The sequence below is a fragment of the Micromonospora globbae genome, from assembly GCF_003610785.1.
GTDB classification, from domain to species: Bacteria; Actinomycetota; Actinomycetes; order Mycobacteriales; family Micromonosporaceae; genus Micromonospora; species Micromonospora globbae.
In genome coordinates this window covers 25361-42106 of sequence record NZ_RAQQ01000015.1, presented here as the reverse complement: position 1 = coordinate 42106, position 16746 = coordinate 25361, and the positions used below count along the sequence as shown (strand labels likewise).

Genomic DNA, 16746 nt, shown 5'->3' with positions numbered 1-16746 from the left:
CGAGTCTCTTCGAAGTCTCTCCTTGCGAAGGGAAGCAGCCCATGTCAGCCAAACCGAGACACGCACTGGGCGTGCTCGCCGCGTTCACCGCCGTCGCCCTCGCCGCCACGGCCTGCGGTGACTCGTCCGAGCCCGCCGGCAAGGACGCGAAGAACATCACCCTCACCATCGCCGCCAACTCCATCGTGGGCGGGAAGAACTCCGCGGGCGCGGAGTGGATCGAGAAGTGGGTGATCCCCCGGTTCGTCGAGGCGCAGAAGGCCAAGGGCGTCACCGCGAAGGTCACCTTCGTCCCCAGCGGCGTCGACGACGAGCAGTACAAGACCAAGATCGCGCTCGACCTGCGCTCGAAGGGCGGCGCCGACGTCATCGCGCTGGACGGCATCTGGGTCGGCGAGTTCGTCCAGGCCGGCTACCTCAAGCCGCTGTCCGACGTGGCCGGCGGCGAGGTGGACTCCTGGGAGGGCTGGTCGCAGATCCCGGAGACCGTGCAGGGCCTGGGCTCCTTCGAGGGCAAGCGGTACGGCATCCCGCTGGGCACCGACGGCCGCGTCCTCTACTACAACAAGAAGCTCTTCGCCCAGGCCGGGCTCCCCGCCGAGTGGCAGCCGACGAGCTGGCAGGAGATCCTCGACGCCGGCGCCAAGCTCAAGACTCTGCCGGGCGTGACCCCCATCCAGATCAACGCCGGCACGGCCATGGGCGAGGCCACCACCATGCAGGGCGCGCTGCCCCTGCTCGCCGGGGCGGGCGGGGAGATCTACGCCGACGGCAAGTGGGCCGGCGCGACCCAGCCGGTGAAGGACATGCTGGACTTCTACGCGAAGGTCTACGGCGGCGGCCTCGGCGACCCGAAGCTCCAGCAGGAGGCCAAGGGGCGCGACAAGTCCTTCGCGGAGTTCGCGGCCGGCAAGATCGGCATCCTCGCCGAGGGCGACTACTTCTGGCGCAGCGTCGTCAACCCCACCAGCGGCATCGCCAAGATGGCCGACCGCGACACCACCGTCGGCTACGCGCTGATCCCCGCGAAGCAGCCCGGCGCCGGCATCCGCGGCCAGGACTTCGTGAGCATGTCCGGCGGCGGCGTACGGGTACTCAACCCCCACTCGAAGTTCCCGTCCCAGGCGTGGGAGCTGCTGTCGTTCATGCACTCCGCCGAGGGGGTCAAGGCCGAGCTGGCCGGCGAGAAGCGGATCACCGCCCGCACGGACGTCAACAAGGAGGTCCTCGCGGGCGACCCGATGCTGAGCTTCATCACCGAGAAGGTCCTGCCCGTCACCGCGTACCGGCCGCCGCTGGCCGTGTACCCGCAGGTGTCGGTGGCGCTGCAGGAGGCGACCGCCGCCGCCGCGTCCGGCACGAGCGCCGACCAGGCGGCCGCCGCGTACCAGAAGAAGGTCGAAGGGATCGTCGGTGGCCCCGGTAACGTCACCTCCTGACCAGGCGGTGAAGGGGCGGCGCCGGGCCACCGGCGCCGCCCCCGACGCCGCCGGCCTCGGCCGGGCCCGCGCCACCGGGTTCCTCGTGCCGGGCATGGTGCTGATCCTGCTCTTCCTGGTCGTGCCGGCCGCGTGGACGATCTACCTGGGTGTCACCAACTACCGGCTCACCGGCCTGGCCGCCGCCAACCCCGAGGTCGTCGGGCTGGACAACTACACCCGGGCCCTGACCGACGAGCGGTTCCGCAGCTCGCTGGTGCTCACCCTCCAGTTCGTGCTCGGGTCGGCGGTCATCGGCCAGGCCGGGCTCGGCTTCGCCATCGCGTACGCGCTGCGCGACCGCCGCGGCCCGCTGCGCCGCCTGGTCGAGGGGTTCGTGCTGCTGTCCTGGATCCTGCCCAGCTCGGTGGTCGCCTTCCTCTGGATCGCCCTGCTCGACCGCGACGGCGGGACGCTCAACGCGCTGCTCGGCATCCCCGGCACGGCGTGGCTGCTCGACCACCCGATGCTGTCGATCATCGTGTTCAACACCTGGCGCGGGACGGCGTTCTCGATGATGCTCTACGCCGCGGCCCTGGAGAACGTGCCCCGCTCGCACCTGGAGACCGCCCGGCTGGCCGGCGCCGGCACCTGGCAGCAGCTGCGCGACGTGGTCTTCCCCCGCATCCGCGGGCACGTGTTGACGAACCTCCTGCTCATCAGCCTCTGGACGTTCAACGACTTCGCGCCGTTCCTCATCACCGCGGGCGGGCCCGAACAGCGGTCGGAGATCCTGCCGGTCTACGTCTACAAGGTGGCGCTGTCCGGCGGCGAGCTGGGCTTCGGCGCCGCCATCTCGTTCGTCATGCTGCTCATCAACCTGGTCATCGCGCTGGTCTACCTGCGGATGCTGGGTCGGCGGAAGGAGACGGCGTGAGCACCGCGACCCGGACCGCCCCGGCCCGCACCGACCGTCCGGCGCCCGGCGCCGCGCCGGTCGCCGTACGGCACGTGCTCTCCCGCATCGGGCGCTACGTCTTCCTCTGCGCCGTGCTCGGGTTCTTCGCGCTGCCGCTGCTGTGGCTCGCCACCGCGCCGTTCGACGAGACGCCGACGATCACCGCGTCGCTGCCGCGGTTCACCCTGGACAACTTCCGGGCCCTGCTCGACAACCCGTACGCCCTCAGCTCGCTGCTCAACTCGGTCTACCTGGCCGCCGGCACGGCCGTGCTGGTGGTGACGTTCGCGGCGCTGGCCGCGTACGCGCTGAGCCGCGTGCGGGTCCCCGGGCGGGACGCGCTGCTCTACGGGCTGCTGCTGCTCTCCTCGATCGTCACCGGCACGGCCACCATGGTGCCCCTGTTCGAGCTGGCCTTCCGGCTCAACCTCATCGACTCGCGGCTCGGCGTCATCCTGATCCTCAGCGGCGGGCTGCTCCCCGCCGCGATCTTCATCCTCAAGGACTTCATGGACGCCACGCCGACGTCCTACGAGGAGTCGGCGCGGGTCTTCGGCGCCAGCCCGCTGCAGATCATGCGGCACATCGTGGTGCCCGTGGTCCGGCCCGGCCTCGCCACCGTGGGCGTCTGGGCGGTCGCCAACGTGTGGGGCAACTTCCTGGTGCCGTTCCTGCTGCTGCGCGGGCCGGAGAAGGCGCCCGCCGCGGTCATCATGTACACCCTCTACACCGAGGGCGGGCAGGCCGACCTGCGGCTGCTCTCCACGTTCTCCCTGCTCTACTCGCTGCCGGTGGCGCTCATGTTCGTCTTCGTCAGCAGCCGGTACGGATTCCGCTTCCACGGAGGGATCAAGCGCTGATGTCCGCCATCACGATGCGCGAGCTGACCAAGGTCTACCCCAACGGGGTACGCGCCCTGGACGCCCTCGACCTGGAGATCGCCGACGGCGAGTTCTTCGCCCTGCTCGGTCCGTCCGGCTGCGGCAAGACCACCCTGCTGCGCACCATCGCGGGCCTGGAGACCGCGTCCGGTGGGCGCGTGCACATCGGTGAGCGGGACGTCACCGCGCTGCCGCCGGGCCGGCGCGACGTCGCGATGGTCTTCCAGGACTACGCGCTGTTCCCGCACATGACCGTGCAGGACAACATCGCCTACCCGCTGCGGATCAAGAAGGTCGACCGCCGCGCCCGCGCCGACAAGGCCGCCGAGACCGCCGACGAGCTGGGGCTCGGCGCGCTGTTGCAGCGCCGCCCCGGGCAGCTCTCCGGCGGGCAGCAGCAGCGGGTCGCGCTGGCCCGGGCGATGGCCTGCCACCCGCAGGTCTTCCTCCTCGACGAGCCGCTGTCCAACCTGGACGCCCGCCTGCGGCTGGAGGCCCGCACCTTCCTCAAGCGGCTGCAACGCGAACTCGGCGTCACCACCGTCTTCGTCACGCACGACCAGGCCGAGGCGCTCGCCCTCGCCGACCGGATCGCCGTCATGGAGGGCGGCCGGATCCGGCAGGTCGGCACCCCCACCGAGGTCTTCCGCCGCCCGGCCAACACGTTCGTGGCCGGGTTCATCGGCTCCACGCCGATGAACCTCGTCGACGCCGAGGTCCGCGACGGCGAACTCGTCGTCGCCGGCACCCGGCTGCCGGTGCCCGAGGGCGTCCAGGTCACCGACGGCGAGAAGCTGACCTACGGCGTACGCCCCGAGTACCTCGACCACACCGCCGAACCGGCGTCCGGCGGCCTGCGCGGACGGGTGGTGGTCGTGGAGAACCTGGGCAGCTTCTCGCTGGTCTCCCTCGACCTGCAGCCCGCCGACGCGCCGGCCGGCGACACCCCCGGCACCAGCGTCCAGGTCGTCGTCCCCGAGGGGCGGGAGCCGGCGCCGGGTGACACCGGGTGGGTGGTGCCCCGGCCGGGCCGGTCCCTGCTCTACCGGGACGGGGAGCTGGTCACCCCCACGGCGACCCCGGCCGTGCCCGCCGCCCGCACCGCCGCCGGCGCCGAGCAGTGACCACCCACCGGGGCCGCTGGACCCTCGCCGACCGGGCCGACGCCGTACTGCGGGAGCTGCCGGTCACCGTGCCGCCCGGCACCGCCGCGCTGACCGTACGGCTCGATCACCCGCGCGACGCGGGGGTGATCGACCTCGGTTGTCTCGGCCCGGCCGGTTTCCGCGGCTGGTCCGGTGGCGCCCGGGACACGTTCACCATCACCGCCGGCTGGGCCACCCCCGGCTACCTTCCCGGCGAGCTGGAGCCCGGCGAGTGGCGGGTGCTGCTGCGGCTGCACCGGATCCCGCCCGAGGGGCTCGACTACGAGGTGACCGCGACGGTCGCCACCACCGCACCGCCGCAACCACCGCCGCCGGCCGCGCCGCCCCGTCCGGAGCGCCCGCCGCGGCGCGACCTGCCCGCCGTGGACGGCCTCCGCTGGATCGCCGGCGACCTGCACGCGCACACCGTGCACAGCGACGGGTCGTGCACCATCGACGAGCTGGCCGCCCTCGCGGCCGGCCGCGGCCTGGACTTCCTCGCGGTCACCGACCACAACACGGTCAGCCACCACCCGTGGCTGCCGGCCGCGTCCGCCTGGTACGGGATCGCCCTGGTGCCCGGGCAGGAGGTCACCACCGACCGTGGCCACGCCAACGTGTTCGGGCCGGTCGGCTGGGTGGACTTCCGCCGGCCGCCGGACGAGTGGCGGGCCACCGCCGAGCGGGCCGGCGGGGCGATGTCGGTCAATCATCCCCTCGGCGGCGACTGCGCCTGGCGGCAGCCGCTGACCGACCGGACCCGGCTGGCCGAGGTGTGGCACTCCGGCTGGTGGGACCGCACCTGGGGCGCCCCGCTGGCCTGGGCCCGGGCGTGGCGCCCCGACGTGGTGCCCGTCGGCGGCAGCGACTTCCACCGTCCCGGCGACGACGCCCCACCCGGCTCCCCGACGACCTGGCTGCTGGTCGACCCCGACCGGCCCGTCGAGGCCGCGGTGGTCGACGCGCTGCGCGCCGGCCGTACCGCCGTCTCCGCGGGCCCGGACGCGCCTCTGCTCCTGCGCGTCGGCGACGAACTGTTGGCCCTGGACGCGGACGGCGCGCTGCTCGAACACCCCGACGGGCGCCACCGCGTCGTACGCGGCGACCGGTGCCGGTTCCCCGCCGGCGACGGCCTGCACGTCCTGGAGTCCCACCGCATGGAGGTGATCGCACTGTGCAGCTGACCGGACGGACCCGGGTGGCCGGCGCACCCGTGAACCACGGCATCTACCAGCCCGACGAGGTGGAGTTCGGCCCGGACGACCTGCTGGCCTCGCTGGCCCGGGACGGGTACGACGGGGTGGACTCCGGGCCGATCGGCTACCTCGGCACCGGCGACACGCTGGCCCGCCGGCTCACCACGGCGGGCCTCGGTCTGGCCGGCGGGTGGGTCGACCTGCGCTACGCCGACCCCGACGGCTTCGAGGCCGACCTCGCCCAGCTCGACGCGGCCCTCGACGCGTTCACCGCGGCGCCGGTGGACGACCCGCGCTTCGCGCCCCGGCCCACGCTCGCCTGCCCCGGCGACCCGGCGCGCATGGCCCGGCCCGGCGTCCCCGCCGACCCGGGCTCCGGGCTGCCGGCCGGGGACTGGCCCGCCTTCGCCGCCCGCGTCCAGCGGGCCGCCGACCGCTGCCGCGAGCGCGGCCTGGAACCGGTCTTCCACTACCACCTCGGCACGCAGGTGGAGAGCGAGGCCGAGGCCGACCGGCTGCTGGAACTCACCGACGTCAACGTGTGCCTGGACACCGGGCACCTGTTGCTGGCCGGCGGCGACCCGGTCGCGGCGGCGCGCCGCTGGGCCGGGCGCATCGCGCAGGTCCACCTGAAGGACGCCGACCTCGCCGTCCACGAACGGGTCCGCGCGGCCGGCGGCGGCCTCACCGACGTGGTGGCCGCCGGCGGGTTCTGCCCGCTCGGCGCGGGCGACGTCGACTTCGCCGGCGTCCTCGCCGCCCTCGACGAGGGCGGCTACACCGGCTGGCTGGTCATCGAGCAGGACGCCCCGGCCCGGGGCCGCGACCTCGACCGGACCCGCGCGGACCAGGCCGCGAACCTGAGCTGGCTGGCGGGGGTGCGGCGATGACCGAGCCGGGCAAGCGGATCCGGATCGCGGTGGCGGGCCTCGGCATCATCTCCCGCACGGTGCACCTGCCCCTGCTGCAACGCCGCGACGACCTGTTCGACGTGGTCGCCCTCTGCGACCTCTCCCCCACCCGGGTCACCGAGCTGGGCGGCCGGTACGGCGTCGAGGACGGCCGCCGCTACACCGACGCGGCGGCGATGCTCGCCGACGGCGGGTACGACGCCGTCCTGCTGGCGACCTCCGGCTCCCACGGCGACCTGGCCGCGCAGGCCCTGCGCGCCGGCCTGCCGGTCCTGTGCGAGAAGCCCCTCGCCTACACCCTCGCCGAGGCGGACCGCCTCGCCGAGCTGGGCGGCGGCACGCCGGCGCTCATGGTCGGCTACATGAAGCAGTACGACCCGGCGGTCGCCGAGGCCGCCCGCCTGCTCGACGACCTCGGGGGGCCCGAACGGGTGCACGCCGTGGAGGTGACCGTGCTGCACGCCGGCGGCGACCGGCAGCTCGCGTTCGCCAACCTGCCGCCGGCGCCCGGCGACGCGCCGGCCGGCGAGGCGGCCCGGCTGCGGGCGGCCGACGAGGCCCTGCTCGACGCCGCCGTCGGCGCCGACCCCCGCGCCCGGACCCTCTACCGGATCCTCGTCAACAGCGTCTGCCACGACCTGTCGCTGCTGCGGCTGTTCACCGGCGCACCGGCCACCGTGGACCACGTGACGACCTGGCCGGTACGCCCCGGCGGGCCGGCCGAACCCTCGGTGGACATCAGCGGGCAGCTGCCCGGCGGCGGCCGGTACGGGATCCGCTGGCTCAACCTGCCGGACTACCCCGCCTACCGGGAGACCGTGACGCTGCACCACGCCCGCGGCTCGCTGGAACTGGTCTTCCCGTCGCCGTACCTGCTCAACGCGCCGACCGCGCTCACCGTGGTCGACGACCACGGCGGCGGCGAGCGGCGCAGCGTGTTCCGGTCGGTCACCGAGGCGTTCGAGCAGGAACTGGTCGCCTTCCACGCGATGGTCACGGCGGGCGCCGCCCCGCTGACCGGCATCGACGGGGGCGCGGCCGACATACGGACCAGCCAGCAGGTGGTACGCCGCTACGGTGAGCTGACCGGGGTGGCGATCGGCGGAGAGGCGGCGAGCTGATGGCGCAACCGACCGAGATCATCGTGGTTCCGCACACCCACTGGGACCGCGAGTGGTACGAGCCGTTCCAGCGGTTCCGCCTGCGGCTGGTGGCCCTGCTCGACGAGGTGTTCGACCGGATGGCGCGCGACGAGCGGCAACGGTTCACACTCGACGGGCAGCTCGCCGCCGTCGACGACTACCTGGAGGTCCGCCCGGAGCGGCGGGGCCAGGTGGTCGACCTGGTCCGCGCCGGCCGGCTCGCCGTGGGCCCGTGGCAGATCCTGCTGGACGAGTTCCTGTGCAGCGGGGAGAACATCGTCCGCAACCTGGAGCGCGGGTTGACCCGCAGCGCCGAGCTGGGCGGCGCCATGCCGGTCGGCTACCTGCCCGACATGTTCGGCCACATCGCGCAGATGCCGCAGATCCTCGCGGGTGCGGGCCTCGCCCACGCCTGCGTGTTCCGTGGCGTGCCGGACCGGGTGCGGACCCACGCGTTCGCCTGGCAGGCCCCCGACGGCACCACGATCCGCACCGAGTACCTGCCGGGCGGGTACGGCAACGCGGCCGGCATCATGGACGACCCAGCCCTGGTCACCCGCCGGGCCACCGACCTGGCCGCCCGGCTCGCCGCCTGGCGGCCGCAGGGCGCCACCGGCCCGGTGCTCGCCATGTACGGCACGGACCACGCCGCCCCCGCCCCGGACGCGCCCGACCGGCTGGCGGCCGCGGACGTCGACGGCGTGGCGCTGCGCCTGGGCACCCTCGCCGAGTACTTCGCCACCCAGCCGACCAGCGTCGACGGACTGCCGACCGTATGCGGGGAGCTGCGGTCGCACGCGCGGGCCAACATCCTGCCCGGCGTCATCTCGGTGCGCGCCCACCTCAAGCAGGCGATGGGGCGCGCGGAGCGCCGGGTCGAGCGGTACGCGGAGCCGCTGGCCGCGCTGTTCCACGATCCGTCCGTCCAGCGCTTCCTCGACATGGCGTGGGCCCGGCTGATCGACGCGAGCTGCCACGACTCGGTGACCGGCTGCGGGTGCGACGAGACCGCCGAGCAGGTGGCGGCCCGGCTCGCCGAGGCCGACCAGCTCGGCCGCGCCGTCTGCGACCTGGTCGGCGCGCGGCTCGCCGCGGCGGTGCCCCGCGACGGGTACCTGCTGTTCAACCCGAGCCCGGCGCCCCGGACGGCGCTGGTGCGCCTCGACGTCCAGGCCCCGACCGGGGCCGGCGGGGCGCCGGCCGGGGACGCGGTGGCGTTGGCCACGGCGGACGGGCGGACGCTGCCCGCCCAGGTGCTCGACCGGGCCCGCACGGTGCTCGCCGACGAGGTGGTGCCCGCCGCCGACCTGCCCGCGGTGCTCACCCGCGTGCACGGCACCGAACTGTACGGCCAGGAGGTCACCGGCTGGTCCGTGTCGCCGGCCGACGCCACGCTCACGTTCGAGGTGGCCCGGCACGGTGACCCCGCCTTCGACGTCGAGGACGTGCGGCTGGCGCTCGCGGAGGCCGCGCCGGCCGACCGGTGGCGGGTACGGATCGTCGCGGCGCCCCGGATGACCGTCGCGGCCCTGGTCGACGTGCCGGCGCTCGGCCACGCCGCGGTGCGGCCCGTGGCGGGTCCACCCGCCGCGGCGGAGGCCGGGCCGCCCGCGGGGGCCCCCGACGGCGCCCCGCGACCGCCGGCCGTGTCGACGGTCGACGACCGCGCCCTGGACAACGGCCTGCTGCGCGTCGACGTGGCCGGCGACGGCACGCTGCGACTGTCCACGCCGGACGGGCTCACCGTGGACGGGGTGGGGCGGATCGTGGACGGCGGCGACGTGGGCGACAGCTACAACTACGCCCCGCCGGCCGCCGACGAACTGTTCGACAAGCCCCGGGCGGTCCGCGTCGTGCCGCGCCACCGCGGGCCGCTGCTCGCCGTCCTCGACGTGGTACGCGAGTACCGCTGGCCCGTGGCGGCCGACGTCGACGCGGGTTCCCGGGCGGTGGACCGGGAGGCGATCGTCGTCACCACCCGCGTCGAGCTGCGGGCCGGCGAGCCGTTCGTCCGCCTGCGGGTGGAGTTCGACAACCGCTGCGACGACCACCGCGTACGCCTGCACCTGCCGCTGCCGTCGCCCGCCTCCGTGTCGTACGCCGAGGGGCAGTTCGCGGTCGTGGAGCGCGGGTTGACCGCGGAGGGCGGCGGTGGTGAGGTGCCGCTGCCCACGTTCCCGGCCTCCGGGTTCGTGGCCGCCGGCGGGCCGGGCGGGTCGCTCGCGGCGCTGTTGACCCAGCCCACCGAGTACGAGCTGACCGACTCCGGACGGGAGCTGGCCGTCACGGTCCTGCGGTCGATCGGGATGCTGTCGCGCAACCGGCACGCGCTGCGTGACGAGCCCGCCGGGCCGCAGGTGCCCACGCCGCAGGCGCAGTGCCGCGGCGCGCGCAGCGTGGAGCTGGCCGTGCTGCCGTTCCGCGGGGACTGGCACACGGCGGGGGTGGTCGAGGCCGCCGAGCACTACCGGCACGAGCTGCTGTCCTTCGCGGGCACGGCCGGTCCGGCCGGCGCGCTGCCGGAGCCGGTCACCGGACTGGCGGTGACCGGCGCGGGGGTGGCGTTGACCAGCGTCCGGGCCCGGGACGGCCGGATCGAGGCGCGGGTGGTGGCCGAGACGCCGGAGGCGACGACGGCGGTGATCGGGGCGGGCCGGGCCGTACGCGGCGCCCGCCGCGCCGACCTGCTCGGCCGGCCGGGTGAGCCGCTGCCCGTCGACGCCGAGGGCCTGCTCCGGCTGCCGCTGCGCCCGTGGGAGATCGCCACCGTGCAGCTCGACCTGGCGTGAGGTCGCCCGGCCGGCCGCTGGCTAGTGCGCCCATCCGGCGTGGGTGAGGACCATCGCGGTGACCTCCTCGACGGTGCGCCCGTCGGTGGGGATCCGGTGGCCGATCGCGGCCCGTTCCAGGGCGTCGGCGTCGCGCGCGGCCTGGTCGGCCACGTGGCGCAGGCGGGTGACCGGCTGGCCGACCAGCGGGTCCCCTGGTTGCGGCCAGCTGCCGTGGCCCCGGCCCCGGCGCAGGATCCGGCGGGTCAGCTCGTCACGGCCGGCGTGCAGTCGGCACACCGTCACCGTCGCCGTCGGCAGCGCACGGACGTACCGGTCGAGGGCGTACCGGTCCTCCGCGGGTCCGGCCATGACGAGCGCCGCGGCACCGGCCTCGCGGTAGGTGCGCCACACGGCCGCGAGGGTGCCGGCCCTGCGCCGGTGGTCGGCCGGCGTGGGGCCGCAGATGGCGAGCTGGTCGAGGTCGACGTACGCCGCCGTGAGCCCGGCGCGGAGCGCCTTCAGGTAGACCTGGAAGGCGACGGTGGACTTGCCGACACCGGTCGCGCCGCACACCCACAGCACGGACGACGGGCCCGTGACGGCGGCGGCGTCGGTGTGGCCCTCTGGATCGGCCGGGGACGGTGAGCCGTGCCCGCCGGTCGCCGGCCAGCCCGGCACCCGTTCCCGCACCCGGCGGGCGACCTTGGCCACCGTCAGGCCCGTGGTGTCGACGCACACGTCGCCGACCGCGCCGGCGTCGAGATCCGCGGCCTCCCGAAGGACGTGCGGCAGCGCGTCGGCGTGTCCCTGCCGGCCGACGAACCGCCGCGCCAGCTCGCCCTCGTCGGCCCGCAGCCGGCAGACCGTCAACGACATCCCCGTCAGCGCGTCGCGGTGCACGCCGTGCCGGGCGTCGACCACGCCGGACACCACCACGCACCGGGCCCCGGCCGTCCGGTGACCGCGGACCACCGCGTCGAGGTTGCGTGCCTTCATCCGGTGCCGCCCGGGATCGGAGGCCACCTCCGGGTAGCACATCCCGAGCTGGTCGATGTCGACGTAGCCCGTCTGGATCCCCGACCGGACCAGGCCCTCGTAGATCTCCCAGCCGACCGCGGTCTTGCCGACGCCGGGAGGGCCGCACAACCACAGCACAGGAACCGTCCGGTCGCTCCCGGACGCGTTCGCGCCGCCGGGCGTGCGGCCCGCCCGGGTGCGTCCGGCCCCGGTGGGGGCCGCCCCGGCGCGGGGCCTCTCGGGGCGCCTCACCGCGCACCGCCTCGGGCCACCCGCCGGTTGACGGCGAGCAGGTAACCCTTGCGGTCGGTCGGGTCGTGGTCCCAGCGGGCCCGCCGCGGCGGCGCGCCCCGGACCGGACGGTAGTGGTCGAACGCCGCCTCGAGGATCCCCTCGCCGCGGGTCAGCCCGGGCAGCCGGCGCTCCACCTCGTGCACCCGCCGCGCCGGCACCAGCCCCTCGACCACCGCCGACGCGCCCTGCGTGAGCGTCGCGTGCGGCACGGCCTCCTGCCGCGCGAGCACCGGCAGCACGGCGGAGAGCACGTCGGCCGGGACCTCCAGGCGGAACCGGTGCACCGGCTCCTCCACGCGGGTGCCCGCCTCCCGCAGCGCGGCCATCAGCACCAGCGGCGTGAGGTTGCGGAAGTCCCCGGCCGTGCTCGACATGCTCTTGTCGAACGTGCCGTGCGCGTGGCTCTGCCGCGCCCAGTAACCGGCGTGGGTCATGGTGACCGCGCAGTCGAGCACCTGCCAGCCGTGCAGTCCCTGGGACGACGTCTCCCGCACGGTCTCCTCCACCGCGGTGAAGAAGGCCGGCGGCATCGAGCCCGGTTCGACGCCGAGCCGGAAGGTCACACCGCTGCCCGGCGCGCCCGGCGCGACCCGCAGCCCCACGGTCGCCAGGAACGGATTGGGCGCCACCCCGATCAGCTCGACGGCCGCGCCGGTGCCGACGGGCCGTTCGACGAAGACGGCGGTCGTCTCCCGGAAGGTGACCGCGATGCCGTACTCGTCGGCGAGCATCGCCTGGAGGACCTCCTTCTGCACCTCGCCGTAGAGCGACACGGTGATCTCCCGCCGGAGCGGGTCGCGCCGGACGTTGATCAACGGGTCCTGTTCGGCCAGCTCGGTGAGCGCGGCGTACAGGGCCGCCCGCTGCGCGGCGCGCTCGGGCACCACGACCGTCTCCAGGCTGGGCGGGGCGAAGTGGTGGCCGGCCGCGCCGGCGCGGACCGCCCCGACCGGGTCGCCGATCCGTACGTCGCCGAGCCCGCGCAGGAGCGCGATCCGGCCGCCGGTCACGGCCTCGGCGCGTACGGTCGACCCGCGGTCGAAGAGGTCGACACCGGTGACCGTCGCGACCCGCGAGCCCACCGGCACGCGGTCGCGGACCCGCACGGTGCCGTCGAACATCCGGACGTACGCCACCTTCTCGCCGGCGGCGGTCCGCTCCACCTTGAAGACCGTCCCCGACGCCGGGCCCCGCCCGTCCTGCGTCCGCACGGGCAGCAACCCGGTCAGGGCGGCCGTCAGGGCGTCCACGCCCGCCCCGGTGATCGCGGACCCGGCGAGCACCGGGTGCACCAGCGCGCCACGGCTCTGCGCGGCCAGCGCGGCGCGCAGCCGCCGGCCGGTCAGCCGCGCCGGCTCCTGCACGTACGCCGCGAGGAGGCGCTCGTCGTGCACGGTGAGCAGGTCGAGCAGGCGGGCCGCGTACGCCGGGTCGGTGTCGGGGTGGGGCACGAACCGGGCCTGCGGGGTGCCGGGCGCGTGCGTCGTGCCGGTGGCCACGACGCGCGGCGTCAGCCGCGCCGCGATGTCCCGCAGCACCCGGTCGGGGTCGGCGCCCGCCCGGTCGATCTTGTTGATGAAGATGAGGGTCGGCAGGCGCAGGCGCTGGAGCGTCCGCATCAGCACCCGGGTCTGCGCCTGGACGCCCTCGACGGCGGAGACCACGAGCACCACGCCGTCGAGCAGGTCGAGGACCCGTTCCACCTCGGCGATGAAGTCCGGGTGGCCGGGCGTGTCCACGAGGTTGACCGTGACGTCGTCGACCACGAAGGAGACGACGGCCGAGCGGATGGTGATGCCGCGCCGCCGCTCCAGCGCCAGCGTGTCGGTGCGCGTCGTCCCGTCGTCCACGCTGCCGATCTCGTCGGTGACGCCGACGGCGTGCAGCAGGCGTTCGGTCAGGCTGGTCTTTCCGGCGTCAACATGGGCGAGGATCCCGACGTTGAGGGTCTTCACGAAGCGTCATGTCCTTCGGGTCGATGAACGTTCCCTGGTGGTTGGACATGGACGCGGCTCGCATCTCTCGTTCCCTCCGGTCGTGGTGTCTCCCGCCCCAGTCGACCAGCACCGGCCGGGGTGGGCAACCGAAATAGGGCCGCCCGCGTCCCCGACCGGGTGACCGGTCGGAGCCGCGGGCGGCGGGTGGGGTGGGTCAGGCGCCCTGGTCGTGCGGCACGGTGACGGTGACCGTGCAGCCGACCGGCCGGCCGATCTCGTCGTGCCCCGCGTACGTCAGGGTGTAGACGCGGTCACCGCCGTTGCCGGCGCGCTCGGCCCGCAGCCGGCCGGCGGTGTCCGGGGTACCGGTGGTGAAGCCGCTGACGTCGGCGGCGTCGCCGCCGCTGATGGCGGTCAGCGCGAACGCGTTCGGACCGAGCACCCCGTCGGGCAGGTCCACGTCCACCGTCACGTCGACCATCCGGTGGTTCGGCGGCCACAGGACCGGCTGGTCGACGGTGCAGTCGAGCTGCCGGGTGGGCACCGGCTCGGGCAGGGTGGCCACGGCGTGGCCGATGGTCGCACTGAGCCGACCGCCGGCCTCGTAGTACATGTGCGCCGTGCGGCCGTCGAAGTAGAACGTCGGCGCGGCCGAGCGGCCGAGGTCCGGCGCGGCGGTCATCGAGTCGTGGACGACGCCGAGGTGGATCTCCTGGTCGAAGTTCTCGCCGACGTCGACGGCGTGCATGTTGCCGTCGGCGGCGTGGTAGATCACCAGGTTGCGGTCCTGCCAACGGAGGAAGAACGGGCCGGAGGCGTTGGGCCCCTCGTCACCCTGCGGGGTCACGAGCGGCTCCGGCTGGATGGTCCAGGTGCGGGCGTCCGGGGAGACCGCCCAGCGGATCCGGCGGGACACCGGCCCGGTCGGGCCGGGCAGCGCGGCGGTCGGGTTGTCCATGAAGACCATGAGGTAGCGGCTGCCCAGGCGGGGTACCGCCTGCTCGAACACCCGGGCGTAGGAGGTCTCGCCGCCGGTGGTGGCGTCACGGCTCACCGCGGTGCCGCCGTAGGTGAAGTGGATGCCGTCCTCGGAGGTGGCGTAGCGGGTGATCGAGTTCTCGCCGTGGTAGTAGAGGAAGAGCTTGCCCTCGCCCTCGATCCAGACTGCGTGCGGGGACGAGACGTGGCTGACCGTCGAGTAGTGCGGGAGCCAGGTGTTGCTGATCAGGGGGTTGCCCGCGTACTCGGTCCACGGGCCGTCGATCGAGTCGGCGTAGGCCAGGGCGATGCCGCCGGGGCGCTCGTGGGGGGCGTAGTAGAGGTAGTAGGTGCCGAGCGGGTTCGGGAAGTAGTCGGCGGCGCGGATGACGCTGGGGAAGATGAACTCGTTGGTCGGGTTGTAGGTGAGGTCGGCCTTGTCGAAGGCGTCGCCCACGTAGCTGAAGCGGGGGAAGTCGATCCCCGGTGCGTCGGCGGATGCCGGGGTGGCGACCCCGGCGGTGACCAGCAGGCCGGCGCCGATCGCCGCGACGGCGCGGCGCGGCGGTGCGACACGTGCTCTCGTCATGCCTCTTCCTCTTCTCGGGACGGGTCGGGCTGCCCGGCCGGTCGCGGTCGGCCGGATGGTCCGCGCCCGCGGTGGCCGCGGTCGCGGTCGCCGCACGGGCGACAGTGGACGGTCGGGGGTGGTCCACAGCGCGCAAGGTGGTGACGCTCGGTGACGCGGGTACGGCGGGGGGACGCCGGGCGGGTGGACCGACCCGGCGTGCTAATACGTATTAGCAGTGACGTTTCTCGAATGGTTGCCGCCGCCGGCCACTCCTGTCAAGAGGCTGCCCCGAAACCACCGCTCGCCTAGGGCCAGGCGCCCACCGGCGGGCGTCCAGATTCGACTAATGCGCATTACTCCTGGGGATTCATCTCGGAGAAATCTTCGTTCACCCTCTTGACATCTCCCGGGTGGGGCCGCGAAGCTCCCTCCTACGCCGCGCGCTAATGCGTATTAGCGCCATCGGAAGGAACCCCCGTGCCCGCTACCCCCCGACGTGTCACTCAGCGTGACATCGCCCGGCTGGCCGGCGTCAGCCAGGCGACGGTCTCCCTCGTGCTCAACAACCGGGCCGACGCCGACGTGCGGATCGCACCGGAGACCCGGGACCGGGTGCTGCGGGTCATCGCCGAGACCGGCTACGCCGCCGATCCGGTCGCGCGGCGGCTCGCCGCCCGCTTCAACCGGATCATCGGCGTGTTCACGTACGAGCCCGCGTTCCCCAGCGGCAGCCGGGACTTCTTCCACCCGTTCCTGCTCGGCATCGAGGAGTACGCCGAACGGGTCGGCTGCGACCTGCTGCTGTTCACCAGCGCGCCGGTGGTCGACGGCCGGCGGCGGATCTTCCACCAGGACAACCGGCTGCGCCTGGCCGACGGCTGCATCCTGCTCGGCCAGGAGATCGACGGCGAGGAGCTGCACCGGCTCAACCGCGACGGCTACCCGTACGTGGCGGTGGGCCGCCGCGACGACGCCGGCGGACCGGTGCCGTACGTCGGCGCCGACTACGCCACCGCCGTGCGCCGCCTCGTCGAGATGGCGCTCGACCGGGGCCACCGCCGGCTCACCTACCTGGGCATGGGCATCACGGCCGAGTCGTCCGAGGACCGTCGGCGCGGCTACCTGGCGGCGGCGGCCGCCGCGGAGAGCGCCCGGCACCGCTCGGCCACCGCCGCGGACGCCGAGACGGTCCTCGACGACCTGCTCGCCGACCGCAGCACGGTGGCGTTCGTGGAGGACTTCGCCACCGTCGTGGCGCTGGAGCGGGCCGCCCGGCGGCGCGGCCTCGCCGTGCCCCGTGACCTGTCCCTGCTGAGCCTCGGCGACCCGACCGTGCCGGTCCCCACGGACCTGGCGTTCACCGGGTTCCGCATCCCCCGTGAGGAGATGGGCCGCCAGGCGGTCGAGGTCCTGGCCCGCGTCATCGACGGCAGCGCCAGCGACGTCCCGCAGCGGCTCCTCCCCTGCGAACTCGTCGAGGGCGACACCCTCGGCACCCCCGGACAGGCGGCCGGCCGCCCCTGAGGC

Annotated in this window: 12 protein-coding genes; 9 read left to right on the top strand and 3 right to left on the bottom strand. The window is 74.6% G+C overall.

Going from position 1 to position 16746, the window contains the following annotated elements; translation table 11 throughout:
• The first annotated feature begins 41 nt into the window (after nucleotides 1-41).
• The 8 genes from D7I43_RS20435 to D7I43_RS20400 are packed head-to-tail and all read left to right on the top strand — an operon-like array spanning nucleotide 42 to nucleotide 10440.
• Nucleotides 42-1439, top strand: a complete 1398-nt coding sequence (locus D7I43_RS20435) for an extracellular solute-binding protein (protein ID WP_120330152.1) — start codon at nucleotides 42-44, stop codon at nucleotides 1437-1439.
• Nucleotides 1414-2355, top strand: coding sequence for a carbohydrate ABC transporter permease (locus D7I43_RS20430; protein WP_204985245.1), 942 nt, complete (start codon nucleotides 1414-1416; stop codon nucleotides 2353-2355). The genes D7I43_RS20435 and D7I43_RS20430 overlap by 26 nt, the downstream gene beginning before the upstream one ends.
• Nucleotides 2352-3236: a carbohydrate ABC transporter permease gene (locus D7I43_RS20425; protein ID WP_204985244.1), complete on the top strand. Its 885-nt coding sequence runs from the start codon at nucleotides 2352-2354 to the stop codon at nucleotides 3234-3236. Before D7I43_RS20430 ends, D7I43_RS20425 begins: the two co-directional genes overlap by 4 nt.
• A complete protein-coding gene (locus D7I43_RS20420) occupies nucleotides 3236-4381 on the top strand; it encodes an ABC transporter ATP-binding protein (protein WP_120330151.1) in 1146 nt (381 codons plus the stop codon). The genes D7I43_RS20425 and D7I43_RS20420 overlap by 1 nt, the downstream gene beginning before the upstream one ends.
• Nucleotides 4378-5586, top strand: a complete 1209-nt coding sequence (locus tag D7I43_RS20415) for a CehA/McbA family metallohydrolase (protein ID WP_120330150.1) — start codon at nucleotides 4378-4380, stop codon at nucleotides 5584-5586. The genes D7I43_RS20420 and D7I43_RS20415 overlap by 4 nt, the downstream gene beginning before the upstream one ends.
• Entirely contained in the window at nucleotides 5577-6488 is a 912-nt protein-coding gene (locus tag D7I43_RS20410) for a sugar phosphate isomerase/epimerase family protein (RefSeq protein WP_204985243.1), read from the top strand. The genes D7I43_RS20415 and D7I43_RS20410 overlap by 10 nt, the downstream gene beginning before the upstream one ends.
• Nucleotides 6485-7630: a Gfo/Idh/MocA family protein gene (locus D7I43_RS20405; RefSeq protein WP_120330149.1), complete on the top strand. Its 1146-nt coding sequence runs from the start codon at nucleotides 6485-6487 to the stop codon at nucleotides 7628-7630. The genes D7I43_RS20410 and D7I43_RS20405 overlap by 4 nt, the downstream gene beginning before the upstream one ends.
• Complete coding sequence (locus D7I43_RS20400; protein WP_120330148.1) at nucleotides 7630-10440, top strand: glycoside hydrolase family 38 N-terminal domain-containing protein; 2811 nt, start codon at nucleotides 7630-7632, stop codon at nucleotides 10438-10440. Before D7I43_RS20405 ends, D7I43_RS20400 begins: the two co-directional genes overlap by 1 nt.
• 21 nt (nucleotides 10441-10461) lie before the next feature.
• Here the strand turns inward: D7I43_RS20400 and D7I43_RS20395 are convergent, their stop codons facing one another.
• The 3 genes from D7I43_RS20395 to D7I43_RS20385 all read right to left on the bottom strand — a co-directional run bounded on the left by D7I43_RS20395 (nucleotide 10462) and on the right by D7I43_RS20385 (nucleotide 15237).
• Nucleotides 10462-11568 carry an AAA family ATPase gene (locus D7I43_RS20395; RefSeq protein ID WP_204985242.1) on the bottom strand — a complete coding sequence of 369 codons (1107 nt, stop codon included), beginning with the start codon at nucleotides 11566-11568 and terminating at the stop codon, nucleotides 10462-10464.
• Between the two features lie 119 nt (nucleotides 11569-11687).
• Nucleotides 11688-13688, bottom strand: coding sequence for an elongation factor G (locus tag D7I43_RS20390; protein ID WP_120330146.1), 2001 nt, complete (start codon nucleotides 13686-13688; stop codon nucleotides 11688-11690).
• A gap of 196 nt (nucleotides 13689-13884) precedes the next feature.
• On the bottom strand, nucleotides 13885-15237 hold the full coding sequence (locus D7I43_RS20385) for a glycoside hydrolase family protein (RefSeq protein WP_192902216.1): 1353 nt from the start codon (nucleotides 15235-15237) through the stop codon (nucleotides 13885-13887).
• 459 nt (nucleotides 15238-15696) lie between these two features.
• On the opposite strand from D7I43_RS20385, the gene D7I43_RS20380 reads away from it, so the two are divergent.
• Nucleotides 15697-16743 (top strand): LacI family DNA-binding transcriptional regulator, encoded by a 1047-nt coding sequence (locus tag D7I43_RS20380; RefSeq protein WP_120330145.1) that lies wholly within the window; start codon nucleotides 15697-15699, stop codon nucleotides 16741-16743.
• Nucleotides 16744-16746: the final 3 nt, after the last annotated feature.